Here is a 24134-nt window from a genome sequence, read left to right on the forward strand (position 1 = left end):
ATACATTTCAATAAGCCACCTCCGGGTGGCTTTTTTTATGGGCGCAATATGGCTATAGCAACCGCTATTAAAGGCCGCAAGGGCGGCAGTTCAAGCTCAAGAACTCCTACGGAACAGCCAGACGATCTGCAGTCAGTAGCCAAGGCAAAAATCCTTCTCGCGCTGGGAGAGGGGGAGTTTGCTGGTGGCCTGACTGCGCGCGATATTTATCTCGATGGCACTGCACTTGAGAACGCAGATGGTTCGCAGAACTTCAGTGGTGTGGCGTGGGAGTTTCGTTCTGGAACTCAGGCGCAAAAATACATTCAAGGGATCCCGGGTACCGAAAATGAAATCAATGTAGGTTCCGAAGTTTCCAGCACCACTGCATGGACGCGCACGGTCACCAATACGCAGCTTTCAGCTGTTCGCCTGCGTCTAAAATGGCCTTCTCTCTTCAAACAGGAGGACGATGGCGATCTGGTTGGCTATTCGGTCAACTACGCAATTGACCTTCAGACAGATGGCGGTACCTGGCAGACGGTGCTAAATACCAGCGTGACCGGGAAAACCACCTCCGGTTATGAACGCAGCCACCGTATTGATTTACCTCAGGCGGGCAGCACATGGACCATCAGGCTGCGCAAGATTACAGCCGATGCCAATAGCGCGAAGATTGGCGACACGATGACGCTGCAAAGCTTCACAGAAGTAATCGACGCGAAACTGCGTTATCCGAATACCGCGCTTCTGTACATTGAATTTGACTCGAGCCAGTTCAATGGTTCAATTCCGCAAATTTCCTGCGAGCCCCGCGGGCGTGTTATTCGTGTGCCCGATAACTATGACCCTGAAACACGAACGTACAGCGGCATCTGGACGGGCGCTTTTAAGTGGGCATGGACAGATAACCCTGCGTGGATATTTTACGATCTGGTGGTCACTGACCGCTTCGGCCTTGGTAATCGGCTAACGGCAGCCAATATCGACAAATGGACGCTTTATCAGGTCGCTCAATATTGTGATCAACCGGTACCGGATGGTAAGGGTGGTAGCGGAACTGAACCTCGTTACACCTGCAACGTATACATTCAGGATCGAAATGACGCTTACACCGTCCTGCGTGACTTCGCCGCCATTTTTCGAGGCATGACCTACTGGGGAGACGATCAGATTGTTGCCCTTGCGGACATGCCCAGAGATGTCGATTTTACCTACACGCATGCTAACGTGGTCGACGGCAAATTCGTATATTCCAGCAGCACAACCAAAAGTCGCTACACAAACGCTCTTGTATCCTGGTCTGATCCGGCAAATGGCTATGCTGATGCAATGGAGCCCGTCTTCGAGCAGGTGCTGGTGGCGCGCTATGGTTTCAACCAGCTTGAGATCACCGCCATCGGGTGCACCCGACAGTCTGAGGCAAACAGGAAAGGGCGCTGGGGGATCCTGACCAACAATAAAGACAGGGTTGTAACGTTTGACGTTGGTCTGGACGGCAATATTCCTCAGCCGGGCTACATAATTGCTGTTTCTGACCGAAATCTTTCAGGGAGAGATTTAGGTGGTCGATTATCCGCGGTTAATGGTCGTGTACTCAAACTTGACCGGGTGCCAAGTGCTAAGGCTGGTGACAGGATAATGGTAAACCTGCCATCGGGCATTACCCAATCCCGGACGATTCAGTCCCTGTCCGGCGAAATGGTTACCGTGACAACTGCCTTTAGTGAACATCCGCAGGCTGAGGCTGTATGGGTTATTGAATCTGATGAACTCTATGCGCAGCAGTACAGGGTAATTAGTGTCACCGATAACAATGACGGGACATATACCATCACGGGGGCAAATCACGATCCGGATAAATATGCCCGTATCGATACAGGTGCCGTTATAGATCAGCGGCCGGTAAGTGTCATCCCTCCAGGCAATCAGTCGCCGCCAGTCAACATCGCGATCAGCTCGTTTTCGGTGATTCAGCAAAATATCAGCGTCGAAACCATGCGCGTAAGCTGGGACCAGGCACAAAATGCCATCGCCTATGAGGCGCAGTGGCGCCGCAACGACGGGAACTGGGTTAACGTACCTCGCAGCTCCACCACTTCCTTTGACGTTTCCGGCATCTACGCCGGACGGTACCTGGTGCGCGTGCGAGCTATCAACGCAGCGGAAATTTCTTCCGGGTGGGGATATTCAGAAGAGAAGACGTTGACCGGCAAAGTGGGCAATCCGCCCAAGCCAGTGGGCTTTATGGCTACGGCCATCAACTGGGGTATTCGTCTGAACTGGGGGTTCCCGGGAAACACCGGCGATACCCTCAAAACAGAAATCCAGTACACGGCCAACAGTGACTTTTCCGATCCGTTGCTGCTTTCGGACGTACCTTATCCATCTGCTGAATATACGCAGCTTGGGCTGAAAGCCGGGCAGGAATTCTGGTATCGCGCACAGCTGGTTGACAGAACGGGCAACGAGTCCGGGTACACCGACTGGATCAGGGGGATGTCTAACGATAATGCTGATGATTATCTGGGTGAAATAGCAGACGATTTCCTTACCTCGGCCGACGGCGACCGCCTGACCAGCGATATTGATACCAATCTTGAAGCCGCAATGCAGAACGCGCTGGCTAACCACGGAACAGTTGAACATCAATGGGCGCAATACGGAGAGGTACGTGCCGATATCCTGGTTGTGAAAACGACTATTGCTGAGGTGGATAGGGCAATGGCCGAAATGTCGACACAGGTGCAGGCGCAGATCGACAACGTCACCGCTTCCCTGGAAGACAAGCTCACAGCCGTCGTCGATGCCTCCGGTGCTTCGGCAATCTACACCCTCAAAACAGGCGTGAGGATAAACGGGGTGATGTACAACGCCGGGATGTCGATTGCTGTGCTTGCTGAGGCCGGGAAACCAGTAGTTACCCGTATTGGGTTCAACGCTAATCAGTTTGTATTGATGAGTGGCAGTGGTGATACCCAGTATTCACCGTTTGCGGTGGTTAATGGTCAGGTCTTTATGAGCTCAGCGTTTATTCAGGATGGCACGATCACCAATGCCAAAATTGGCAACTTCATCCAGTCCAACAATTACGTCCCAGGGCAGTCCGGGTGGAAGCTGGATAAAGGGGGGGCCTGGGAGAACTACGGCAGTGACGGGCAGGGTGCAAGAAAGACCACGAACGTTACTGACAGCATCAGGGATGCGAACGGCGTTCTCCGCGTACAGATAGGTAAACTTACAGGGGTATTTTAATGACGTGGGGCATTCAGACATGGGATGCCAATGGCAATCCGAACAATTATGGTATTAAGCCAGTTTCAGTGGTCGGACGTATTCAACTTTCTGAGGGGCAAAACTCTGGAAGCTGGTCGTTTACCATTCCGGCAGGAATGAAGGTCGGGTTTGTCGTTTCTCTGGATAAGGGGGCGGTCTCGGTAGGGCGCAGTATCGTCGCCAGCGGAAATACGATAACTCTTGGAGCAGCAAACAGCGCAGGGATTGGAAACTTTCCAGCCTCTGAATGTGAGCTCGTAGTTTTTGTGGAGAAAGCATAATGGCAGATTATGGCGCACTGATAGCTCTGGATAATGGAAATCCCTTTATTACGCCTCAGTCCACGCCATTTTGTCTCTACAGGAGGGCAGTGGTTAACTCAGTAGCAAGCGGGGCATATCACGGTGCATCTGCAACAATAGCTCTGGACGTTTCTTACCCAGCAATGGTTTTTTGCAAAACGAGTGATACTGCTCAGCCTACTATGGTTACTGCAGCCAGATCAGGAGGAAATATTCTTGTTGGATCAAGCAATGCCTATGGACAGGCACATACATTAACGGCTTACATCTTTGCTATTTATCCTCAGACATTGCCAAAATGGGGATTTGCTATCTGGGATGCCACCGGGAAGTTGGTTCTGACAAACGAGAGTCGGATACTGAGTGACCTTGTGACTGTTGGGACGCCTGGAGCTACGACAGGTGGAATTAATATTGACGTCACTCTGCCTGGTAGTTATGCGGTGGCACCCGCTATTCTTGGCTCCCAGATCATCCAGAACAATAACACTAAACCACCCACTATTGTGAATATCACAGCCTACTCGGGATGTCGGTTTAATGGTTCATCAACCAGAATTAATGCCGCGCCCTCGACAACGGCTACCGGTTCTGCTGCGGGTGGGACAACGACTGGAATAGCTTTGACGGCTATCAACACCGCCGCCTATGATTGATCGTTTTAAGCGATCAAATTCACTTAATTGATCTGTTATATCTATTTTATATTTTAATACCGCTGCGTTAGTTTTACTTATTAAAAACTAGCCAAGGTGTGAAATGACAAAAATAATATTCGCGATGGTATTCTGCCTGTTTCTTTCTGCTTGCTCCGGTTCAGTTCTGCAAAAGCAGGAACCATTATGCGAGGCAGAAGCGCTTATTGGTGGCCAGGTTCAGTCGGTACAGATTTATGGTGTGCGTAAAGTAGCCAGTCAGACAGAATATAGAGCAGGCTACCCCTTCAACTGGCGATGGGTGAGCAAAAATAACTTCACCAGGTCGACCTGTTCAAAATGAACAAAACAAGAACCCGCTTCGGCGGGTTTTTTATTATCTGAGCTCAGGAGTTTTTTATGTCGGCAGGTACAATTACCCTCACAAACGGGTCCGCTATTGTTGGTGGTAGCGGAACGGCATTTGCAACTGAAATCGCTGCAAGTGACTTCATTGTCTCTACTGTGGGCGGCGTTCCGTATACGCTGCCAGTCAAATCAGTCGAGAGCAATACCCAGTTGACGCTGGTCAGCAACTTTACCGGGCCAACGCAATCCGGTGCGGCCTGGTCAGCAGTTCCCCGCGTGGCGCTGAACATGGTAACTGCCGCGCTGGTGGCGCAAAGTGCTGAAGCACTGCGTGGACTGAATTACGACAAACAGAACTGGCAGCAGGTTTACACCGCCGCTGGAAACATCACAGTGAAGCTGCCAGACGGCACTACCTTCAACGGCCCTTCATGGAAATATCTGTCTGACAATATGGCAACGAAGAGCGGCGGGGCAGTGCCTGTTAACCAAGGCGGTACCGGATCGACAACCGAATCAGGCGCTCGCACAAACCTCGGTTTGGGAGACAGCGCCACCATGGACGTCGGAACTGCGGCTGGAACGGTAGCCGCAGGCGATGATTCGCGCTTAAATACTGTCGATCAGAAAGCGGGTGGGAAAATTACGAGCCCAATTACAGTCCAGCCAGGGATTAACGGTAACCCCGGATTTGCCATCAATTCAGGGGATAATGGTGGCGGTGGATTGATGAATAACGGCATCAGCCTGGTCGTGGCCAGTGGCTATAACCCAAATACAGGTAATTACGTCAACCTCATCAAAGGCACCTGGTATACAGGAGAATGGTCTTTCGGGGGAGCCCGTGGTGGCGGGGCTAATTTTGATAATGTCACACTAAACCTGAAAGGGTCTAATCAGGAAGGGATGGTCACCTGGGTTTTCCATTCCAATGGCGCTGCCACAGGCAATTGGGTAACGGCATCTGATGAGCGTATCAAAGAGAATGTAACGGTAATCGCTGATCCACTTATGAAAATGCAGCAGCTTCGAGGCGTTGAATGGGATCGCCTCGACACTCCTGCGCATGGGTATGGCTTCATTGCTCAGGAAGTTGAGAAGGTTTTTCCTGAAGCAGTTAAATCATATGGAAAAACAACGTTACGAGATGGCTCAGAAATAGAGGATGTAAAATCAGTCGATACCTTCGGTGTGGCCGCCGCCCTTCACCATGAAGCCATCCTTGCGCTAATGGATGAAGTTAGTTGCATCAAAAGGCTAATCAAAGAACTGGATGTAGGGGCTTTGGATTAAAACTACTCAAATGGAGTTTGAAGCGAATAATTTACAAAAGTCATAATTCGAAACGAGAGAGAAACTTACAAGCGAAACGGCGAAGCTTTAAGCAGTAATGGTAGGGCCTGTATCTTGCGGACACATACAAACACAACTACTGTATATAAAAACAGTGCTAGAGGTGTGCGCAATGGACTTCATTAGGCCAACAGAACTGCGAGAAATTATCGCTCTCCCGCTTTTCAGTGACTTAGTACAGTGTGGTTTCCCAAGCCCTGCGGCTGATTACGTTGAACAGCGCATCGATCTCAATGAGTTACTTGTCGCTCACCCGAGCTCAACATACTTCGTCAAAGCCGCAGGTGATTCAATGATCGAAGCCGGGATCAGCGATGGTGATCTGCTTGTGGTGGACAGTTCGCGCACAGCTGAGCACGGTGACATTGTCATCGCCGCGGTGGAAGGGGAATTTACTGTTAAACGCCTGCAGCTACGTCCAACTGTCCAACTCATCCCAATGAATAGCGCCTATAGCCCGATTGTTGTAGGCAGCGAAGATACGCTCGACGTTTTCGGCGTTGTTACTTTCATAGTCAAATCGGCGAGCTGAGTATGTTTGCGCTCTGTGATGTGAATTCGTTCTACGCATCATGCGAGACGGTATTTCGGCCCGATTTGAAAGGGCGACCGGTTGTCGTTCTCTCGAATAACGATGGCTGTGTGATCGCACGCAGCGCCGAGGCCAAGGCCGCTGGAATTACAATGGGAGAGCCTTTCTTCAAGCAAAAGGACTTATTTCGGCGCGCTGGGGTTGTTTGCTTCAGCAGCAACTACGAGCTGTACGCAGACATGTCGAACCGGGTAATGACGACGCTTGAGGAAATGAGCCCCCGCGTCGAAATTTACAGTATCGATGAAGCTTTTTGCGACCTGACTGGCGTTCGCAACTGCCGGGACCTGACTGACTTCGGGAAAGAGATCCGCGCTACAGTTCTAAAGCGTACGCACCTGACAGTTGGGGTTGGCATCGCGCAGACCAAAACCCTCGCTAAGCTCGCAAACCATGCCGCCAAAAAATGGCAGCGGCAAACGGGCGGGGTAGTGGACCTATCCAATCTTGATCGCCAGCGCCGACTGCTTGCTCTGGTTCCGGTGGAGGACGTCTGGGGCGTCGGCAGGCGCATCAGTAAGGAGCTGAACGCCATGGGCATCAAAACGGCTCTCGACCTCTCAGAGCAGAGTACGTGGATTATTCGAAAGCACTTCAATGTCGTCCTGGAGCGAACTGTCCGGGAACTACGCGGCGAACCATGTCTGGATCTGGAGGAGTTTGCACCAGCTAAGCAGGAAATCGTCTGCAGCCGGTCATTCGGCGAACGCGTTACTGAGTATGAACAGATGCGCCAGGCTATTTGCAGCTATGCCGCCCGTGGTGCTGAAAAACTGCGGGGTGAACATCAGTACTGCCGCTTTATCTCTACGTTCGTGAAAACCTCTCCCTTTGCGCTTAACGAGCCGTATTACGGTAACAGTGCGTCCATGAAGCTTCTCACCCCCACTCAGGATTCTCGCGACATCATCAACACCGCTGTAAAGTGTCTGGACAAAATTTGGAAGGATGGCCACCGGTACCAGAAGGCAGGGATCATGCTTGGGGATTTTTTCAGCCAAGGCGTGGCCCAGCTCAACCTGTTCGATGAGAACGCGCCGCGTGCTGGTAGCGAGAGGTTGATGGAAGTTCTGGATTATCTGAACGGGAAAGATGGAAAGGGAACGCTTTATTTTGCCGGGCAGGGCATACAGCAGCAGTGGCAGATGAAACGGGATATGTTATCTCCACGGTATACTACGAGGTATTCAGACCTAATAAAAGTTAGATGATCCTTTAAACGGTATATTCATTCGAACCTAATTATCGGCTATGAGTATTAAGATTAATATGTCTACTACTATGCTTTTGTAATGTAAATAAGCCCCTGCAATTATACAGGGGCTTATGGGTATGATGCCGAGTGCCTCCCGGTGAGTCATTGAACTAACCACTCGTGACTCGCTGCTTCAGAAATTCAGGATGAGCCGCTGGATATACAAATCATCATGTTAATTAGCCCTGCCGCTTAGGAGGATTCATCATTAAACCGAATGTATCAGCAATGCTTAGCAAATGATACAATATTTACTGATGTGCCTCATGATTTTCTTTCGCAGTTTTCACGGTCACGGAATTTTCAGATGGTGAAGGTTAAAATATCGATGTTCATTTTTTTACTTTAAGTCTTGAGACAAAGGTTAAGGTTTTATCTTCTGGGCAAATCATTAGAAAAATTGCTGTGGGAGATTTTTCTAAACGTGTAATTCCATGCAGCATCTGGTAGAGTCTTTTTTTTAGTTTTTCTGCTCCATCTTTTTCAGACTCCCACTCTAAAACTGCCTGACCCTCTGAACCAATGAATGCATGGGATGGAAGTTTGACACCTCGGTTTGACTTACTTGAATAGTTTCGGTCATGCAAGAGACCCAAGATAAGAGGGTTGATATTATTATCTGAGAATGGGGCCTCAAGAACTATTAATACTGTGTAATGCAGGATTTTCATGGAAGCCTTATGGTTGCCTCAGCAATAAAGTCATATTGCCATGGTGTTGGATGTACATGTCTTAATTATAAATGTTTGTGTGGGGGTAAAAAAAGCCTGCGTTAAGCAGGCTATAATAATTAAACGTAGTTATAATAATGATTTCATGAATGTCTGTGTTGAATCCCTGGCGTCAAAGATACTTCTGCGCCGCATCTAATATTTCCTGAGAGGTAAGCTCTCGATCTGATGCCACATGGACCACTTCATGGTCACCTGTTAAAGAGGGAAAACCTGCTGACATTATCTGAAGGTTTATCACTTCTCCATTAGGATATTCTTCGCGTATTGATGTCACACCTTTAAGCACAGTGATAACTTTACTTGGCTTACCATTAAAAAAAACGATTACTTTTTTCATATATCACCATGTATTTTGAGGGTTTCTAGCCCCTGCAGGTGGTCGAAAGGGTTCTGTTTGTTCATTTTTTTTGCCTCTTTCGAAATTAAAACAAGCATTATACTTTCTTAACGTGTACTGTAACGGTCCATTTGAACTGGAGAAGTCTATGTCTGCACGTAAAAACACTCAATTCCGCCGAAATTATTTAGTAAAATGTCCTTGTCCAAACTGCTCAAAAGATTCCGAACATAGTTACAATCGTGTACAAAAGGGGGCTCAGTTGGTGTGCCCATACTGCTGTGCTTTGTTCAAATCTTCCCAGCGCTTCTAAAAAAATTATTAAAAAAATAAGAAGTGATGCTTTTGGAGGCTGCCTAACCTCTTACGCACTTTAGTATTTTATAAGCAGTTAGCTTCTGCTTTGAGACTGTTCATGCAGCAGTCCTGCATTTCATCACATCGGTCAGCAAACTTGATGGTAAGTAAATATGCTGGCCTGTTGTAATGATGTGAGTAACCGAACATCACCTTTCACTGATAAAGTCATGCTGGCTTAAGCAAACCATCTAAAAATTATCTATCGCAAAGTGTTACATTGGCAGCGACTGGACCTTTAGTTCCAGCTATGATAGCGAATTTGACTTTTTGTCCTTCAAAAAGAGTATTAAATGTTTCTCCCAGCAGGGAAGAAGTGTGAACGAGAACATCTTTACTTCCATCGAGTGGGGAGATAAAGCCAAACCCCTTATCTTCGTTAAACCACTTAACAAGACCTATGATTTTAGATGACATACAAACTCCGTTTGAACATTTCAAACTGACAAGCAAGCTCATGATAAGAAACGTATGCTGGTATATGTATGGACTCAAGAGGAGGGATATCAGAGATAACACCTAGTTATGAGAACGGCTTTTGGAAAAGTTAGATTCATCATCGCACCGAATCAGCCGAACCATTAAGGCACGTGTTGAATGATTAAGCAAATTTTATCTTAGCCTTCTAGAAGGCCGTTAAAATAGTGTTAGCTATTATTAACTGATCCTGTATAGTGAAATCTGGATTACCATTAGGAAAATATTTGTCTCGTAAAATGACAGGAATTGTCAAAAGTTTTGACTTCAAGAGCGGAAAGGGATTGATTATCCCATCAGATGGCAGAAAAGATGTTTTTTTGCATGTTTCTGCGTTAAGTAATAGTGAAAGTCAAACGTTAAAGCCAGGTGTTCGTGTTGAATTTTATCGTATAAATGGACTTAGTGGTCCGATGGCTGCAAATATATTCCTTTCTTAAGATAAGATAATATTTAACCAAATATAAAGTGCGCATCAAAAGTACGGCAGATTATATATTTGTTTGTTCTATCAATTTTCTCCCCTGATTTTTTACATTTCCAACATCACGGGCCACTGCATGCCAGATAAACATCTCAGCTGGCACAGTGCCGTCGGCTGCGATCTCTTCAGCTTCTTTCCCACCAATATCCTGCCGCATCCACTCACGTGCCGCTTCTGGTGACAAAACAAGTGGCCGGCGGTCGTGAATGTCGACCAGACCTTTATCCGCTGCCGATGTCACTATAAGAAAACCCTCAGCTTCATCACCACGCTCAAATGGTGTGCTGCCGATCGCTGCCATAAATATTGGTTGGCCATTGGCACGGTGAATGAAGTAGGGCTGTTTTTTGTCACCTTCTTTTTTCCACTCGAACCATCCATCGGCGAAGCAGATCGCGCGGCCATGTTGCCATAGAGGTTTAAACATTCTGCTGGTGGCCGCCGTTTCGACGCGCGCATTAATCAGGGGTGCTTTATCCCACCATCCCGGGGCATAACCCCATAATACAGGATCAAGATGTAACTGCTCGTTTCGTTCGCTTAGCAACAGGACCTTCGTGCCTGGAGCCACGTTGTAACGTCCAATCGGCTCAGGGTCGAATGCGATGTCTCGATCGGCTTCATCTGCGAGGTATGCCAGATATTCTTCACGGGTTTGGGCTTGTGCAAAGCGTCCACACATAGAAACCTCCAGCCAGATATCAGACTGAAAGTATAGGGCAGGGAGAAAAAGAGGTGCGCTGGTTAAGTCTTACAAACGAATTCGTGGCGACCATGCTGATCAGATAGAGAGACGTAAAGCAGAGTGTTGCGAACCCGGAAGGAGCTTCGCAAAACAGGGGAATATTGGGGGCAAATTTGGGGGCATTTTGAAAGAAGGGACACCGATAGGGGCATCAAAAAGACCGTGCATGTCCGTATATTTCCGTTAAACGTTTCTGGCTAACTCACTGATACCATGACAAATAAAGCCATTTCAATGAGTTGCGAATTTTCTGCACACTAAAACTGCACAAACAGCTTTTTCAATGGGTCTCACCGAAAAAACGCTTTGTGCAGAATATACGTGAAAACCCGTCGATATTTTCATTTCTGAGGAGCGTGTTACATGGCAATTGCGCTGTTTTTTACCTTGGCGATGAGTGTTTCCGTTATGGCCAGTCCTTCCGCAATGTGCATATCAATCACATCGGTACCGAATTCGTTAATCAAATCCAGAAGTATTTCGTAAGTCTGGATGAGCTCAAGGAGACCAAAGAGCGCTTTTTGATCGGCGCGTGAGGGGGAGGAATGGCTAAGCGCAGCCTGATTAACAATCCATTCCAGATTGGTTTTGATGGCTTCTACCTGACTGTAGCTATACATATTTCATGGGCTTAAATCCTCATTTCAAGATTTTATGGGAGATGTATCGTGAGAGCTTCACGGGGAAAAAAGAGTCTGCATGTCGCCGGGGCAGTGCTGGCTGTAGAAAGGATGGATGAAGATTTAATTATGGGATAGTTCGCGTGCTTAGCAAGTTAATTGTTGCGCAAACGTAAAAATAAATGCGCGAAAGAGAGGGCATTGCTGTGTAATACCTTCATTTCGCGCACGTTATGCTAGCCAGATAACGGAATCAGGTTTCCCAGGCGTGCGGGGCAAACAGATAACCCTTGTTACGCACGGTTTTAATGCGGTAGGGCTCGGTAGCGTTATCCTGCAGCTTTTTGCGCAGACGCGAAATCGCTACGTCAACGCTGCGGTCCATGCCGTCATAGCTCACGCCGCGCAGGTTTTTCAGCAGCGCGTCGCGGTCCATGATTTGCCCGGCGTGCGTTGCCAGCTCCCACAGCAGGTCAAAGTCTGCGGTGGAGAGGGCGATAAGCTCGCCGGAGAGCAGCACCTGGCGGTTAATGGGGTCAATAGACAGCGTACCGAAGCGCATCGCTTTGTGCGGCGTCAGTGACGGCGCGGGCGATTCGCGTTCGACGCTGGCGTGCTGGCGCAAATGCAGGCGCAGGCGGGCAAGCAGGACGGCAGGCGGTGTGGTTTTCAGAATGTAGTCATTGGCACCCATCTCCAGCGACAAAATGTGGTTCATATCGCTGTCCAGAGAGGTGAGCAGGACGATAGGGCCTTCCCACCGGGCGCGCAGGTCGCGGCAGAGCGTCATGCCGTCTTTTCCTGGCAGCATGATATCCAGCAATACCAGATCCGGGTTTTCACGGACGACCACCTCTTCGGCGCGATCGCCGCGAGGCTCAACAATGACGTCCATATCATGTTTACCCAGATAGGCCGCGATCAGCTGCCCGACTTCAGGTTCGTCTTCAACATAAACAATCTTATTCATACAGCGTCTGTTTTCGTGAAAAAAGCCAACATACACCGCGGAACCTTAACCTTCCATTAATCTTTCAAAATTAACGCCGGTTCCGTTATTCTGGCTCTTATTGTTACTTGATTGTTATAGGGAAAATATGGGGCTGGTGATTAAAGCCGCGCTGGGCGCGCTGGTGGTATTACTGATTGGCATTCTGGCAAAAACGAAAAACTACTACATTGCAGGGCTAATCCCGCTGTTTCCGACCTTTGCGCTGATCGCTCACTATATCGTGGCGTCTGAGCGGGGCACGGAAGCGTTACGCACAACCATCGTGTTTGGCATGTGGTCTATCATTCCGTATTTTCTCTACCTGCTTTCGCTGTGGTATTTCACCGGTTTTCTGCGTCTTCCCCTGGCGCTGAGCGGGGCGGTGGTCTGCTGGGCACTCAGCGCCTGGGTGTTAATTTTCTTCTGGAGCCGCTTTCACTAGCGCAGCGGGCGGCCGCCGTCCACGGCAAAGGTTCTGCCGGTGACATAGCAGCTGGTGAGCAGGTAATCCACAAGGTCAATCACCTCTTTTTCGCCTGGGGCAATTTTCATCAGCGACTTATTCAGGGCCTGCTGGCGATACTCCGCATCATCGTTTTCGTTAAACAAAATCATCGCCGGGGCGATGGCGTTCACCTTCACCTCGGGCGCGAGCTTGCGGGCAAACGAGCGCGTCATATTATCCAGAGCGGCTTTACTGGCCGCGTAGGCGATGTGCTTGTCGCTGCCGCGCTCCACCACATAATCGGTGAAGTGAATAATATCGCCCGCCGCGTGCCCATGGCCGCGCAGCAGATCCTGCAGCGCGTGGTTAAGCAGATAAGGGGCATTGACGTGGATCTGCAGCATGGCGGAGATCGTTTCGCTGAGTGACGTACCGGGTTTTTCGGCTCGCCATGCGCTGGCGTTATGGATCACGGCGCGCAGTCCCGTCGTGGTGGCTTTTACCTTTTCCGCGAAAGCCAGAATGCCTTCATCGGTCGAAAAATCAGCCTGAATGCAGACCGCCCCGGCTTTGCGTAAGCCTTCAATCGACGGATATTCCGTACGGTAGCTGACAATGACCGGATGGCGAAGGTTGAGAAAGTGATGGGCGAGGGCGAGGCCGATACGGCGGCCTCCACCGGTAATCAGTATTGGGCGAAGCGGTGCATTTCCCATCGTATTCTCCTTTACAGTTCAACAATGGGAAAGGCGATGCTATCCCATTAACATCCAGGTTGCCGGCAGGGCCGCAACCAGTAACAGTCCAATTAATGCCATCTCACGGCGTTTCAGCGCGTTCTCCAGCTGATGCGTGCGGCGGGCATAGATAAACACCAGCAGACCCGGCGCGTACAGCACCACCGACAGCAGCAGATGCATAGGCCCGGAAGCATACAACAACCACAGGCCGTAAATACAGGCTCCGACACCCACGACATAATGCGCCGGGCGTGAGGCAATTTTTAACAGATACGCACCCACTAAGAAATAGGGTACCAGAATCATCTCCGAGGCGATGGTCAGCAGGGTGTTATAGTCTGAACCTGTGAGCCAGATCAGCACCAGACAAACCTGAACGCTGATGTTGGTCAGCCAAAGCGATGCCGACGGCGCGCTGTTTTGGTTTTGACGGGCAAACAGGCGTGGAAACGCCTTGTGCGTCGCGGCCAGGAACGGCACTTCAGCCGCCATGATGGTCCAGCTCAGGTAAGCGCCGCAGACGGAGACGATCAGCCCTGCGGCAATCACCACGTCGCCCCAGGGACCGAGCATTTTCACCATCAGGCCCGCCATTGACGGGTTACGCATTTCAGCCAGCTCAGGCCGCGCCACCACGCCCAGCGACAGCAGCGTCACCAGCAGATAGACCCCGAGCGCGGCCAGTACGGCCAGCAGCGTGGCGCGGCCCACATCGCGTTTATTCCTGGCCCGGGCAGAAACCACGACCGCGCCTTCAACGCCGATGAACACCCACAGGGTAATCAGCATAGTGTTTTTCACCTGCTCCCAGACGGGAACGCCCAGCGCAACGCCGCTGAAATCAAGCCTGAAAACGTCCATACGGAACGCAATAAAGGCCAGAACGATAAACAGGCCGAGCGGAACCAGTTTCGCCAGCGTCGCCACCAGGTTGATGCTGGCGGCCGTTTGTACGCCACGCAACACCAGCCAGTGGACGAACCAGAGCAACACCGAGGCGCCCAAAATAGACTGCCAGGTATTTCCGTCGCCAAAGAGGCGCAGCTCAGGCGTATCGGTAAAGAAACTGAGCGCCGAGAAGACGATCACCAGGTAAGAAACGTTGGCGATAACGGCACACAGCCAGTATCCCCACGCGGAACAGAAGCCAACCAGCTCGCCGAAACCTTCACGCGCATAGGTGAAAATGCCGCCGTCAAGATCCGGGCGAATGCGGGTGAGCAGCAGCATGGCGAAGGCCAGCAGCAGTATGCCGACACCCGTAATGCCCCAGCCAATGATGAGCGCGGAGGGGCTGGCAACGGCCGCCATATTTTGCGGCAAACTGAATACGCCCGCACCCAGCATTGAGCTTAAAACGAGTGCAGTCAGAGCACTCAGGCCAAGTTTCTTTTCCATTGGCTTCCTGTTATGAAAGGTCAAAATCCAGAATAATTATTTCGCTCAGGCGCATAAAAATGGTGGATCACACTAAGGCGCGGGATTTTACGGAGTGTAACGAATGCATGCAATGACGTGAGGCAGAAATTCAAAAAAAGTAACAAAAAAAGGCGGCATTGCGCCGCCTTTCGTCAACGATATTGTTACTTGTACAGATCGGCGCTGATGGTCACGTTGTTACCACGTTCCTGCCACTGGCGGGTGATGTGGTAGTACTTCGCCCCTTTCTTCGCCGCACGCTTCGCAACCTGGTAAGAGACTTCCGTCATGTTGCCGTAGTTGCCGGTAAACTTGATGCTGTCGAACGGCACCATCTGCGCTGCAGTGGCGTTGTTCAGCTCTTCAATTTTGGTACCGTCAGGCAGCGTAACGGAGTAACGGCCACCCTTCGTGGACTGCGTTTCGAAGAAACGACCCACTTCAGCGCTTGGGGCTGCCGTCGTTGCTACGCCTGGAATTTCAACTTTCTTCGCTGCTTCGCCGCCTTTTGCGATTGCCGCGCGGCCTGCTTCTGAATTCGCCGGGATGGCATCCGGGCTCTGCAGAACACGTTTTTTCGCATCTTTTTTATAGATGAACGCGGTAATACGCTGGTTGCCACCCTGGTTAGCATCGACCTGACGTACGATGAAGAAGGAGTAGGCCCCTTTCTCTTTCGCGGCTTTGGTGATGGCATCGTTCACTTCAGGCTGGCTGCGATAGAAGCCCTGAACGGTGACGGTGTCGTAAGGTTCCAGCTCAATCGCCTGATCTTTCGGCAGTTCAACAACACCGTTGATGACGCGGTTCTTAGGTGCGTCAGCTTTGGGCGCATTGTCTTTGAACAGCGCGATGGTCACGCGCAGGTTACCGCTGTTGCCGTAATCGGACTGGTCAACGACATAAAACGAGGCCGCCCCGTTTTTATCAGCGGCTTTTGATGCAGCGGCGACGGCGTCGCCAATAGAATTATAACGACCCACAATGACCGTATGGTCAAAAGGTTTTAACGCTGCCGCTTGCTCCGGCGTTAACTCTGTTGCGGCATTCGCAGACAGGGCGGTCGCGGAGAGAAGTGCGGACGCCAGGAGTGTGTTCTTAAGCTTCATAAAAATGATCCTTCGCCTTGCGCAAACCATGTACTGGTATTGTTGTTAATTTGAGACGGTCCCGATTATTGCATTTAAAACCCGTCGCTGTCTGCGCCATTTTTCACTGCCTGTGCTTACTGAATCACCGAATTCGATAACATTTAGTGATATGTTGAAAAAACACGCGTTTGACAAGTAAAACTGATAAAGCATATGACTTTTACAAGTTAATTTAATGTTAATAAGTTGTTCTCTTATGGCGCTATATCATGTTTTTGCCGCTTCGCTTGCGCGATTTATCGGTTCTGGCAGTGAATTTAAGGTAAATATCACTGTCAGTGACGCCGATCGCTTATTTTTCACAGATAAAGTAAGAAATAGTGTTTTCTGGCGGTAGATCGCGGGCGCTATTTTCAGTAGGTTATAGACAGTTTGTTACTGTTTTATTTTCCGGGGTTAATCATCTCTCGTCGCTCGCGCGATGGCGAAAATTGATACAAACCGCGGGCATTTATCGATAAACCATCATCAAAAACCGATGGAAGGGAAAACTATGCGTATTGGGGTACCAAAAGAACGGTTAGCCAATGAAACCCGCGTAGCGGCAACACCGAAAACGGTGGAGCAACTGCTTAAACTGGGTTTTACGGTCGCGGTTGAAAGCGGCGCGGGCAAACTGGCGAGTTTCGATGACGAGGCCTTTATCCAGGCCGGTGCGGACGTGGTCGACGGTGCTGACGTCTGGCAGTCGCCGGTGATTCTGAAGGTCAACGCACCGGAAGAGAGTGAGATTGCGCTGCTGAATCCGGGAACGACCCTGGTGAGCTTCATCTGGCCTGCGCAAAACCCGGAGCTGATGGAGAAGCTGGCGGCCCGTGGTGTGACCGTGATGGCGATGGACTCCGTGCCGCGCATTTCGCGCGCGCAGTCGCTGGATGCCTTAAGCTCCATGGCAAACATTGCCGGCTACCGCGCCATTGTTGAAGCGGCCCACGAATTTGGTCGCTTCTTTACCGGTCAAATCACCGCCGCGGGTAAAGTCCCTCCGGCGAAAGTAATGGTGATTGGCGCGGGCGTGGCGGGCCTTGCCGCAATCGGTGCGGCAAACAGTCTCGGCGCTATCGTACGCGCCTTTGACACCCGTCCTGAAGTAAAGGAACAGGTCCAGAGTATGGGCGCCGAATTCCTTGAGCTGGACTTCAAGGAAGAAGCAGGCAGCGGCGATGGTTACGCGAAGGTGATGTCCGAAGCCTTTATCAAAGCCGAAATGGAACTCTTCGCCGCCCAGGCGAAAGATGTCGACATTATTGTCACCACCGCGCTTATCCCGGGTAAACCGGCGCCGAAGCTGATTACCCGTGAGATGGTTGACTCCATGAAGCCGGGCAGCGTGATTGTCGACCTGGCCGCCCAAAACGGCGGTAACTGTGAATATACCGTACCGAATCAGATAACCACGACCGCTAACGGCGTGAAGGTGATCGGCTATACCGATCTGCCGGGCCGTCTGCCAACGCAGTCTTCTCAGCTCTACGGCACCAACCTCGTCAACCTGCTGAAGCTGCTTTGCAAAGAGAAGGACGGCAACGTCACCGTTGATTTCGACGATGTTGTTGTGCGCGGCGTCACCGTTGTCCGTGAAGGTGAAATTACCTGGCCTGCGCCGCCTATTCAGGTTTCTGCTCAGCCTCAGGCGGCACCGAAAGCGGCGCCTGAGCCAAAAGAACCCGCCAAACCGGCTTCTCCGTGGCGCAAATACGCGATTATGGCGCTGGTGATTATTCTGTTCGGCTGGCTGGCTGACGTCGCGCCAAAAGAGTTCCTCGGCCACTTTACCGTCTTCGCGCTCTCCTGCGTCGTGGGCTACTACGTGGTGTGGAACGTCTCTCATGCGCTGCATACGCCGCTGATGTCGGTAACCAACGCCATCTCCGGGATCATCGTGGTGGGGGCGTTACTGCAGATTGGTCACGGCGGCTGGATCAGCTTCCTGAGCTTTATCGCGGTGCTGATCGCCAGTATCAATATTTTCGGTGGTTTCACCGTGACTCAGCGCATGCTGAAAATGTTTCGTAAAGGCTAAGGGGTAGCATATGTCTGGAGGATTAGTGACAGCCGCATACATTGTTGCTGCAATCCTGTTTATTTTCAGTCTGGCGGGGCTTTCCAAACACGAAACGTCTCAGCAGGGAAATAACTTTGGTATCGCCGGGATGGCGATTGCGCTGATTGCCACCATCTTCGGGCCGGATACCGGCAACGTGGCGTGGATCCTGGTGGCGATGATCATCGGCGGCGCGATTGGTATTCGCCTGGCAAAACGCGTTGAAATGACAGAGATGCCGGAGCTGGTTGCTATTCTGCACAGCTTCGTGGGTCTGGCGGCGGTGCTGGTGGGCTTCAATAGCTACCTGTACCACGAACCGGGCCTGGAACCGATTCTGGTGAACATCCACCTGACGGAAGTGTTCCTCGGTATCTTCATCGGTGCGGTGACCTTCACCGGCTCTATTGTGGCGTTCGGCAAGCTGCGCGGGAAGATCTCCTCTAAGCCGCTGATGCTGCCAAACCGTCATAAGCTGAACCTGGCGGCGCTGGTGGTGTCGTTTGTACTGCTGGTGGTCTTCGTGCGTACCGAAAGCGTGGGCCTGCAGGTGCTGGCGTTGCTGGTAATGACCATTATTGCACTGGCGTTTGGCTGGCACCTGGTGGCGTCCATCGGCGGTGCGGATATGCCGGTGGTTGTCTCGATGCTGAACTCCTACTCCGGTTGGGCGGCGGCGGCGGCAGGCTTTATGCTGAGCAACGACCTGCTGATCGTCACCGGTGCGCTGGTGGGTTCTTCCGGTGCGATCCTGTCTTACATCATGTGTAAGGCGATGAACCGCTCGTTCATCAGCGTTATCGCCGGTGGTTTCGGGACCGATGGCTCTTCTTCCAGTGCGGATGAAGAAGTGGGTGAGCACCGTGAAATTTCTGCGGAAGATACCGCAGACATGCTGAAAAACTCGCATTCCGTGATCATCACCCCGGGCTACGGCATGGCGGTGGCGCAGGCGCAGTATCCGGTTGCGGAAATCACCGAGAAGCTGCGCGCGCGGGGCATCAAGGTTCGCTTTGGTATTCACCCGGTGGCAGGGCGTCTGCCTGGCCACATGAACGTGCTGCTGGCGGAGGCGAAAGTGCCTTACGACATCGTGCTGGAGATGGACGAGATCAACGATGATTTCTCTGATACCGACACCGTGCTGGTCATTGGCGCTAACGATACCGTTAACCCTGCTGCACAGGACGATCCGGGTAGCCCAATCGCTGGTATGCCTGTTCTGGAAGTGTGGAAGGCGCAGAACGTAATCGTCTTCAAACGCTCCATGAATACCGGCTATGCCGGGGTTCAGAACCCGCTGTTCTTCAAAGAGAACACCCACATGCTGTTTGGCGACGCCAAAGCCAGCGTGGATGCGATTCTGAAAGCGCTGTAAGTTGCGTTGATACGAAAAAACCGCCGAATTCGGCGGTTTTTTTATTACCGGGTGGCGCTGGCATTAATCGTCTTCCGGATCGTCCAGCTCAACCGGCGTCTGGTAATCATCTGGCTTAATGACCAGCAGGTCGCAGCGCAGATGATCGATCACCTGTTCGGCGGTGTTGCCGAGGAAGGCGGCAGAAATGCCGGTCCGGCCGATGGTGCCCAGCACCACAATCCCCGCCTGCAGGTGTTCCGCCAGATCCGGGATAACCTCTTCAGGCAGCCCTTTTTCCACGTGGGTCATTTTCTCATCGATGCTGAATTTCTGGCGCAGCGCTTTCATGGCCAGCAGATGCTGACCGCGGATCGCGTCGTTGTACACGCTCGGGTCAAATTCAGGCAGCTCAATGGCAATGTTAATCGGGGTGACCGGATAGGCGCCAACCAGATGCACTTCGGTATGATTCACCTGGTCGGCAAGCTGGATGGTCTCCTTCACCAGCTTCTCGTTCAGGGAGTTGTGGTAATCCTCTTCGCTCGCGAGGTTTACCGCCACAACGGCTTTCCCGCCTTCAGGCCACGGCTGGTCTTTCACCATCCAGACCGGGCAAGGGCATTTACGCAGCAGGTGCCAGTCGGTCGGGGTGAAGATCACGGATTCCAGCTTGTCGTGCTGGTGCGCCATCTTCAGCAGCAGGTCGTGCCCACCGGCGACAATTTCCTGGATGATGGCTTCAAAAGGTCGGTTGTGCCAGACCACTTTAATATCAATGGGCACGCCCGCTTCCAGGTAATACTTCGCCTGTTCACGGATCCACGCGGTACGCTGGCTGATGACGCCCTGGCGCATAGCGGTGCGCTCGTCAGGCGACAGAAGGGTGGTCATCTCATACGAGAAGTCATAGATCGGCAAAAACGCTTTGATTTTGCCACCAATCCGTTGATGTAAATACACAGCACGTCGTAATGCCGGCTGATCGTCCTGATTCGGATCGATAGCTACCAGCATGTTTTGATACTTGGCCATACAGGTCTCCTTACTACTGTCACCACAGTCTGTAATTAAAAGAGTAACCTATATATCCTGAATGAAACAGAGGGGAGGTTTTGCCAGATCAATATTTCATGAAAATTTATCAGAGGAAAAGTACCGTCGTCGTCACCGCGATAAACGCAATAAATAGCAGCACCATCACCGCTATCGCAAAGGTCGTGGAGTCCTGGACGTAGGTTTTTTCCTCCCCCTTCATCGGGCCGACAAGCATGATCCAGATGAAGATAAAGGTCACAGAGGCAATCACGACTGAAACGAAAAACAAACTTTCTCTCAAATCATAACCTCAACGAGAACCTTTCGGGCGCTGTGTGGGGGCGTGCTGCGGTGAAAATATCTTGAAACGGAAGTGATTACACCAGACCAATAAATCACAAGAATTTATCAGTCTGGTCATCAACATGCGGAGAGTTACGCCACGTTGCGGGCGTGCCCGGCAAGAACGGCAAGCGCTTCACCGTTTTCGATAGTGATGTATTTACCTTTAACGGCCAGCATCCCGCTTTTCTGGAAACGGCCCAGCAGACGGCTGATGGTTTCCACGGTCAGACCCAGGTAGTTACCGATATCGCCACGCGTCATCGTCAGACGGAATTCACGCGGCGAGAAGCCACGCTCGGCGAAGCGGCGGGAGAGGTTGTAGATAAACGCGGCCAGGCGCTCTTCTGCGTTCTTTTTAGAAAGCAGCAGAATCATGTCCTGATCGCCTTTGATCTCACCGCTCATCAGACGCATCATCTGCTGACGCAGGTTAGGCATCTTGCCGGACAGATCGTCCAGGGTTTCAAACGGGATTTCGCAAACCATTGAGGTTTCGAGTGCCTGAGCAAAGCTCGGGTGATGCCCCGTGCCGATGGCATCAAAGCCCACCAGGTCGCCCGCCAGATGGAAGCCGGTGATCTGCTCATCACCCTGTTCGGTGATGGTGTAGCTTTTGATGGTGCCAGAACGGATAGCATAGAGCGATTTCAGTTCGTCTCCCGCTTTAAACAGCGTCTGCCCTTTCTGAATAGGCTTTTTGCGCTCGATGATATTATCAAGCTGATCGAGTTCATGCTCATTCAGGGTAAACGGGATACAGAGCTGGCTGATGCTGCAATCCTGGCAATGGATAGCACAACCGCCAGACTGAATGCGTCGTATAATTCGCTTTTCCGGGATCATAGGTTTGCTCAAGCCTTAATTGATATTGGTCAATTTTAACATCTTTTTGGTAAGTACGTAAGCCTGACAAACCCTCAATAAGGACAAGAGACGGCAACGTGTCGCCATCTTCTTGAAATTCCACAGCTTGATTATGGATTTTTAGCCTAACCGGAAGAAAATTAAGCACAAAAAGCCTGGGCGCTACAGCAGGAGATACCCTTCGTGACGCAGCAACCACTCTTTTCGCTGCACGCCGCCGGCATAGCCTGTCATGGTGCCGTTGCGGCCAATGACGCGATGGCACGGCACCACGATGCTGACCGGGTTAGAGCCGTTAGCGGCACCCACCGCGCGTGCGGCGCCTGCGCGGCCTAGCTGTTCCGCGAGCTGGCCGTAATGCATGACCTGCCCGCAGGGAATGGACCGCAGCGCCTGCCACACTTCGCGCTGAAAAGGCGTGCCTGCCGTGGCGGTCGGCAGAGTGTCGATGATGCTGAGATCGCCTTCGAAGTAGGCCGCAAGCTTGTCGCTCAGTCCGCCCGGGTTGGTGGCGCGAATACGTTCATAACCCTGCAAGCGGTAGTGAATCGCAAGCAGTTCTTCCATGCGGTCGCTGTGCTCTTCCCATTCGACGGCGCGCAGGCAGAACTGCTCGTCCGCGATCACCCACAGCGGCCCGAGCGGCGTCGCAATCTTATCTTCGAGTAATCTCAGCATCCTCATTCCTTTAGTTCAGCCTCGGGTAGATCCCCGGCCCAATCGGCAGGCCGACAAGATACCATGCCACCAGCATCACCAGCCATACCCCTAAAAAGATAAGCGGGTAGGGTAAAACCAGCGAATAGTAGGTACCCAGTTTGGCCTCCGGTTTATAGCGCTGCAGGAAGCCTAAAAACAGCGGAACAAACGGCGAAACCGGCGCCAGCGGAATTACCGAGGAGTCCGCGATGCGGAACAGGATCTGGGCAAACGCCGGGTGGAACCCCAGCATCATAAACATCGGCACGAAGATCGGGGCCAGAATCGACCAGATGGCGGAGCCGCTGGCGATAAACATGCACAGCAGGGATGACAGCAGCGCCAGGCCGACAAACGCCGGTACGCCGCTTAGCCCGGCAGCCTCCAGCGCGTCGGTCAGGCCCACGGCCATAAACTTGCCCATGTTGCTCCAGTTAAACATCGCCACAAACTGCGCCAGCGGGAACACCATCACGATGAAGCCCGCCATCTCCTTCATCGGCTCGATCATCAGCTGCGGCAGATCGCCCTGGCGGCGGATTTTGCCGGTCGCGATACCGTAGGCGAGCGAGACGACAAAGAAAAAGAGGATAATCAGCGGCACGATGCCCTGAATAAACGGCGAGGGCAGAACGGTATGTTTAACCGGATCGCGCAAGATGCCGTTTTCCGGCACCACCATCAGCGCCACCAGCGCGATAAAGGCCAGCGAAACGACGCCAGCCACGCGCAGGCCGAAGCGCTGCTCTTTGCTCAGGGTTTCCAGCTTTTCATCGCTACGGCCTTCCCATTTACCCAGGCGCGGCTCGATGATTTTATCGGTAATCAGCCCGCCAACAATCGTCAGGACAATCACCGAGCTGGCCATAAAGTACCAGTTGTCGATCACGCTGACGTGCATTGCCGCATCAATGGTTTTTGCCGCCTCCGTGCTGATGCCAGAGAGCAGCACGTCGGTGGTGACGATCAGCAGGTTGGCGGTAAAGCCACAGCCCACGCCCGCAATCGCCGACAGCAGGCCCGCCACGGGATGACGCCCGACGGCGAGGAAAATCAGCGCCCCCATCGGCGGCATGATTACCAGCGCGGCGTCGGAGGAGATATGGCTGAAGAAGGCGATAAACAGCACCATATAGCTGGCGTAACGCGCGCTGACGTGAGAGGCCATTTTCACCATCAATGCGGGCAGCAGGCCCACACGTTCGGCCAGCCCTGCTCCCAGCACCAGCGCCAGAATGGCCCCCAGCGGGGCGAAGCCGCTGAAGTTCTTAATCACGTTGGGTAAAAACCAGTGCAGCCCGTCAACGCTGAGCAGATTTTTCACCGCCACCAGGCTACCGTCAGCCGGGCTGCGCACGCTCACGTCAAAGGCGGAGAGCACGGCGGTGGCGACCATTAAAATCACAATCAGATAGATAAACAGCAGGAAAGGGTGCGGTACTTTATTGCCGATCCTTTCAACCCAGCCATAGAGCTTACCGGATGGGGAATGCGAAGGTATGGATGACATACTCATGGGCGTTCCT

The 24134-nt window shown here is 51.8% G+C and carries 26 protein-coding genes; 12 read left to right on the plus strand and 14 right to left on the minus strand.

All coding sequences use genetic code 11. From position 1 onward, the window contains the following. Positions 1-48 precede the first annotated feature (48 nt). The 7 genes from F0320_RS09460 (at position 49) to F0320_RS09490 (ending at position 7717) form a co-directional block, all read left to right on the plus strand. Positions 49-3234, plus strand: coding sequence for a host specificity protein J (locus F0320_RS09460; RefSeq protein WP_149323839.1), 3186 nt, complete (start codon positions 49-51; stop codon positions 3232-3234). Next, a complete protein-coding gene (locus F0320_RS09465; protein WP_149323838.1) occupies positions 3234-3536 on the plus strand; it encodes a hypothetical protein in 303 nt (100 codons plus the stop codon). Before F0320_RS09460 ends, F0320_RS09465 begins: the two co-directional genes overlap by 1 nt. After that, entirely contained in the window at positions 3536-4213 is a 678-nt protein-coding gene (locus tag F0320_RS09470; protein WP_149323837.1) for a hypothetical protein, read from the plus strand. The genes F0320_RS09465 and F0320_RS09470 overlap by 1 nt, the downstream gene beginning before the upstream one ends. A gap of 103 nt (positions 4214-4316) precedes the next feature. Further along, positions 4317-4556 (plus strand): phage exclusion lipoprotein Cor, encoded by a 240-nt coding sequence (cor, locus tag F0320_RS09475; RefSeq protein ID WP_039262734.1) that lies wholly within the window; start codon positions 4317-4319, stop codon positions 4554-4556. Positions 4557-4612: 56 nt separating this feature from the next. Next, positions 4613-5854 (plus strand): tail fiber domain-containing protein, encoded by a 1242-nt coding sequence (locus tag F0320_RS09480; protein WP_149323836.1) that lies wholly within the window; start codon positions 4613-4615, stop codon positions 5852-5854. Between the two features lie 172 nt (positions 5855-6026). Beyond that, positions 6027-6446, plus strand: coding sequence for a translesion error-prone DNA polymerase V autoproteolytic subunit (locus F0320_RS09485; protein ID WP_039262733.1), 420 nt, complete (start codon positions 6027-6029; stop codon positions 6444-6446). Between the two features lie 2 nt (positions 6447-6448). Further along, positions 6449-7717, plus strand: a complete 1269-nt coding sequence (locus F0320_RS09490; protein WP_149323835.1) for a Y-family DNA polymerase — start codon at positions 6449-6451, stop codon at positions 7715-7717. A 376-nt stretch (positions 7718-8093) separates the two neighbouring features. Here F0320_RS09490 and F0320_RS09495 read toward each other — a convergent pair whose 3' ends face one another. After that, complete coding sequence (locus tag F0320_RS09495) at positions 8094-8432, minus strand: hypothetical protein (RefSeq protein ID WP_126327659.1); 339 nt, start codon at positions 8430-8432, stop codon at positions 8094-8096. Between the two features lie 172 nt (positions 8433-8604). Next, on the minus strand, positions 8605-8832 hold the full coding sequence (locus F0320_RS09500; protein ID WP_039262731.1) for a phage protein: 228 nt from the start codon (positions 8830-8832) through the stop codon (positions 8605-8607). Positions 8833-8980: 148 nt separating this feature from the next. Between F0320_RS09500 and F0320_RS09505 the strand changes: the two genes are divergently transcribed. Continuing rightward, positions 8981-9145 (plus strand): YnfU family zinc-binding protein, encoded by a 165-nt coding sequence (locus tag F0320_RS09505; RefSeq protein ID WP_213729873.1) that lies wholly within the window; start codon positions 8981-8983, stop codon positions 9143-9145. Between the two features lie 242 nt (positions 9146-9387). Here the strand turns inward: F0320_RS09505 and F0320_RS09510 are convergent, their stop codons facing one another. Then, positions 9388-9606: a cold shock domain-containing protein gene (locus tag F0320_RS09510; protein WP_039262730.1), complete on the minus strand. Its 219-nt coding sequence runs from the start codon at positions 9604-9606 to the stop codon at positions 9388-9390. 287 nt (positions 9607-9893) lie between these two features. On the opposite strand from F0320_RS09510, the gene cspF reads away from it, so the two are divergent. After that, the gene (cspF, locus tag F0320_RS09515) at positions 9894-10106 is read left to right on the plus strand and encodes a cold shock-like protein CspF (RefSeq protein WP_072058474.1); all 213 of its coding nucleotides are present in this window, start codon (positions 9894-9896) and stop codon (positions 10104-10106) included. Positions 10107-10157: 51 nt separating this feature from the next. Here cspF and F0320_RS09520 read toward each other — a convergent pair whose 3' ends face one another. The 3 genes from F0320_RS09520 to rstA all read right to left on the minus strand — a co-directional run bounded on the left by F0320_RS09520 (position 10158) and on the right by rstA (position 12485). Beyond that, complete coding sequence (locus tag F0320_RS09520) at positions 10158-10832, minus strand: SOS response-associated peptidase (protein ID WP_039262729.1); 675 nt, start codon at positions 10830-10832, stop codon at positions 10158-10160. Between the two features lie 422 nt (positions 10833-11254). After that, complete coding sequence (locus F0320_RS09525) at positions 11255-11515, minus strand: hypothetical protein (protein ID WP_126328377.1); 261 nt, start codon at positions 11513-11515, stop codon at positions 11255-11257. A gap of 253 nt (positions 11516-11768) precedes the next feature. Further along, positions 11769-12485: a two-component system response regulator RstA gene (rstA, locus tag F0320_RS09530; RefSeq protein WP_032636775.1), complete on the minus strand. Its 717-nt coding sequence runs from the start codon at positions 12483-12485 to the stop codon at positions 11769-11771. Between the two features lie 127 nt (positions 12486-12612). Between rstA and F0320_RS09535 the strand changes: the two genes are divergently transcribed. After that, positions 12613-12948, plus strand: a complete 336-nt coding sequence (locus F0320_RS09535; protein WP_047652167.1) for a GlpM family protein — start codon at positions 12613-12615, stop codon at positions 12946-12948. Here the strand turns inward: F0320_RS09535 and folM are convergent. From folM to ydgH, 3 genes are all read right to left on the minus strand, one after another. Next, complete coding sequence (gene folM / locus F0320_RS09540; protein ID WP_126328378.1) at positions 12945-13667, minus strand: dihydromonapterin reductase; 723 nt, start codon at positions 13665-13667, stop codon at positions 12945-12947. The genes F0320_RS09535 and folM overlap by 4 nt on opposite strands. A gap of 39 nt (positions 13668-13706) precedes the next feature. Next, positions 13707-15089 carry an amino acid permease gene (locus F0320_RS09545; RefSeq protein WP_126328379.1) on the minus strand — a complete coding sequence of 461 codons (1383 nt, stop codon included), beginning with the start codon at positions 15087-15089 and terminating at the stop codon, positions 13707-13709. A 185-nt stretch (positions 15090-15274) separates the two neighbouring features. Beyond that, a complete protein-coding gene (gene ydgH / locus F0320_RS09550) occupies positions 15275-16219 on the minus strand; it encodes a DUF1471 family protein YdgH (protein WP_033145347.1) in 945 nt (314 codons plus the stop codon). A gap of 535 nt (positions 16220-16754) precedes the next feature. Between ydgH and pntA the strand changes: the two genes are divergently transcribed. Together pntA and pntB are read left to right on the plus strand one after the other, a co-directional pair. After that, positions 16755-18284, plus strand: coding sequence for a Re/Si-specific NAD(P)(+) transhydrogenase subunit alpha (pntA, locus tag F0320_RS09555; RefSeq protein WP_126328380.1), 1530 nt, complete (start codon positions 16755-16757; stop codon positions 18282-18284). Between the two features lie 10 nt (positions 18285-18294). Further along, positions 18295-19683, plus strand: a complete 1389-nt coding sequence (pntB, locus tag F0320_RS09560) for a Re/Si-specific NAD(P)(+) transhydrogenase subunit beta (RefSeq protein ID WP_047652172.1) — start codon at positions 18295-18297, stop codon at positions 19681-19683. 63 nt (positions 19684-19746) lie between these two features. Here the strand turns inward: pntB and uspE are convergent, their stop codons facing one another. The 5 genes from uspE to abgT form a co-directional block, all read right to left on the minus strand. After that, positions 19747-20697, minus strand: a complete 951-nt coding sequence (gene uspE, locus F0320_RS09565) for a universal stress protein UspE (RefSeq protein ID WP_047348757.1) — start codon at positions 20695-20697, stop codon at positions 19747-19749. 109 nt (positions 20698-20806) lie between these two features. After that, positions 20807-20989: a hypothetical protein gene (locus F0320_RS09570; protein ID WP_014883604.1), complete on the minus strand. Its 183-nt coding sequence runs from the start codon at positions 20987-20989 to the stop codon at positions 20807-20809. Between the two features lie 146 nt (positions 20990-21135). Beyond that, the gene (fnr, locus tag F0320_RS09575) at positions 21136-21888 is read right to left on the minus strand and encodes a fumarate/nitrate reduction transcriptional regulator Fnr (RefSeq protein WP_006174991.1); all 753 of its coding nucleotides are present in this window, start codon (positions 21886-21888) and stop codon (positions 21136-21138) included. Between the two features lie 183 nt (positions 21889-22071). Next, positions 22072-22587, minus strand: a complete 516-nt coding sequence (gene ogt / locus F0320_RS09580; protein WP_149323834.1) for a methylated-DNA--[protein]-cysteine S-methyltransferase — start codon at positions 22585-22587, stop codon at positions 22072-22074. 10 nt (positions 22588-22597) lie between these two features. Then, entirely contained in the window at positions 22598-24124 is a 1527-nt protein-coding gene (gene abgT, locus F0320_RS09585) for a p-aminobenzoyl-glutamate transporter (protein ID WP_029740288.1), read from the minus strand. Between the last annotated feature and the right edge of the window lie 10 nt (positions 24125-24134).

The sequence above is a fragment of the Enterobacter dykesii genome (genome assembly GCF_008364625.2).
GTDB classification, from domain to species: Bacteria; Pseudomonadota; Gammaproteobacteria; order Enterobacterales; family Enterobacteriaceae; genus Enterobacter; species Enterobacter dykesii.

What these genes read in the sequence shown, in the direction of transcription:
- F0320_RS09460 (WP_149323839.1), top strand. Translation starts at nt 49, where the DNA reads ATGGCTATAGCAACCGCTATTAAAGGCCGCAAGGGCGGCAGTTCAAGC.
- F0320_RS09465 (WP_149323838.1), top strand. Translation starts at nt 3,234, where the DNA reads ATGACGTGGGGCATTCAGACATGGGATGCCAATGGCAATCCGAACAAT.
- F0320_RS09470 (WP_149323837.1), top strand. Translation starts at nt 3,536, where the DNA reads ATGGCAGATTATGGCGCACTGATAGCTCTGGATAATGGAAATCCCTTT.
- cor (WP_039262734.1), top strand. Translation starts at nt 4,317, where the DNA reads ATGACAAAAATAATATTCGCGATGGTATTCTGCCTGTTTCTTTCTGCT.
- F0320_RS09480 (WP_149323836.1), top strand. Translation starts at nt 4,613, where the DNA reads ATGTCGGCAGGTACAATTACCCTCACAAACGGGTCCGCTATTGTTGGT.
- F0320_RS09485 (WP_039262733.1), top strand. Translation starts at nt 6,027, where the DNA reads ATGGACTTCATTAGGCCAACAGAACTGCGAGAAATTATCGCTCTCCCG.
- F0320_RS09490 (WP_149323835.1), top strand. Translation starts at nt 6,449, where the DNA reads ATGTTTGCGCTCTGTGATGTGAATTCGTTCTACGCATCATGCGAGACG.
- F0320_RS09495 (WP_126327659.1), bottom strand. Translation starts at nt 8,432, where the DNA reads ATGAAAATCCTGCATTACACAGTATTAATAGTTCTTGAGGCCCCATTC.
- F0320_RS09500 (WP_039262731.1), bottom strand. Translation starts at nt 8,832, where the DNA reads ATGAAAAAAGTAATCGTTTTTTTTAATGGTAAGCCAAGTAAAGTTATC.
- F0320_RS09505 (WP_213729873.1), top strand. Translation starts at nt 8,981, where the DNA reads ATGTCTGCACGTAAAAACACTCAATTCCGCCGAAATTATTTAGTAAAA.
- F0320_RS09510 (WP_039262730.1), bottom strand. Translation starts at nt 9,606, where the DNA reads ATGTCATCTAAAATCATAGGTCTTGTTAAGTGGTTTAACGAAGATAAG.
- F0320_RS09520 (WP_039262729.1), bottom strand. Translation starts at nt 10,832, where the DNA reads ATGTGTGGACGCTTTGCACAAGCCCAAACCCGTGAAGAATATCTGGCA.
- F0320_RS09525 (WP_126328377.1), bottom strand. Translation starts at nt 11,515, where the DNA reads ATGTATAGCTACAGTCAGGTAGAAGCCATCAAAACCAATCTGGAATGG.
- rstA (WP_032636775.1), bottom strand. Translation starts at nt 12,485, where the DNA reads ATGAATAAGATTGTTTATGTTGAAGACGAACCTGAAGTCGGGCAGCTG.
- F0320_RS09535 (WP_047652167.1), top strand. Translation starts at nt 12,613, where the DNA reads ATGGGGCTGGTGATTAAAGCCGCGCTGGGCGCGCTGGTGGTATTACTG.
- folM (WP_126328378.1), bottom strand. Translation starts at nt 13,667, where the DNA reads ATGGGAAATGCACCGCTTCGCCCAATACTGATTACCGGTGGAGGCCGC.
- F0320_RS09545 (WP_126328379.1), bottom strand. Translation starts at nt 15,089, where the DNA reads ATGGAAAAGAAACTTGGCCTGAGTGCTCTGACTGCACTCGTTTTAAGC.
- ydgH (WP_033145347.1), bottom strand. Translation starts at nt 16,219, where the DNA reads ATGAAGCTTAAGAACACACTCCTGGCGTCCGCACTTCTCTCCGCGACC.
- pntA (WP_126328380.1), top strand. Translation starts at nt 16,755, where the DNA reads ATGCGTATTGGGGTACCAAAAGAACGGTTAGCCAATGAAACCCGCGTA.
- pntB (WP_047652172.1), top strand. Translation starts at nt 18,295, where the DNA reads ATGTCTGGAGGATTAGTGACAGCCGCATACATTGTTGCTGCAATCCTG.
- uspE (WP_047348757.1), bottom strand. Translation starts at nt 20,697, where the DNA reads ATGGCCAAGTATCAAAACATGCTGGTAGCTATCGATCCGAATCAGGAC.
- fnr (WP_006174991.1), bottom strand. Translation starts at nt 21,888, where the DNA reads ATGATCCCGGAAAAGCGAATTATACGACGCATTCAGTCTGGCGGTTGT.
- ogt (WP_149323834.1), bottom strand. Translation starts at nt 22,587, where the DNA reads ATGCTGAGATTACTCGAAGATAAGATTGCGACGCCGCTCGGGCCGCTG.
- abgT (WP_029740288.1), bottom strand. Translation starts at nt 24,124, where the DNA reads ATGAGTATGTCATCCATACCTTCGCATTCCCCATCCGGTAAGCTCTAT.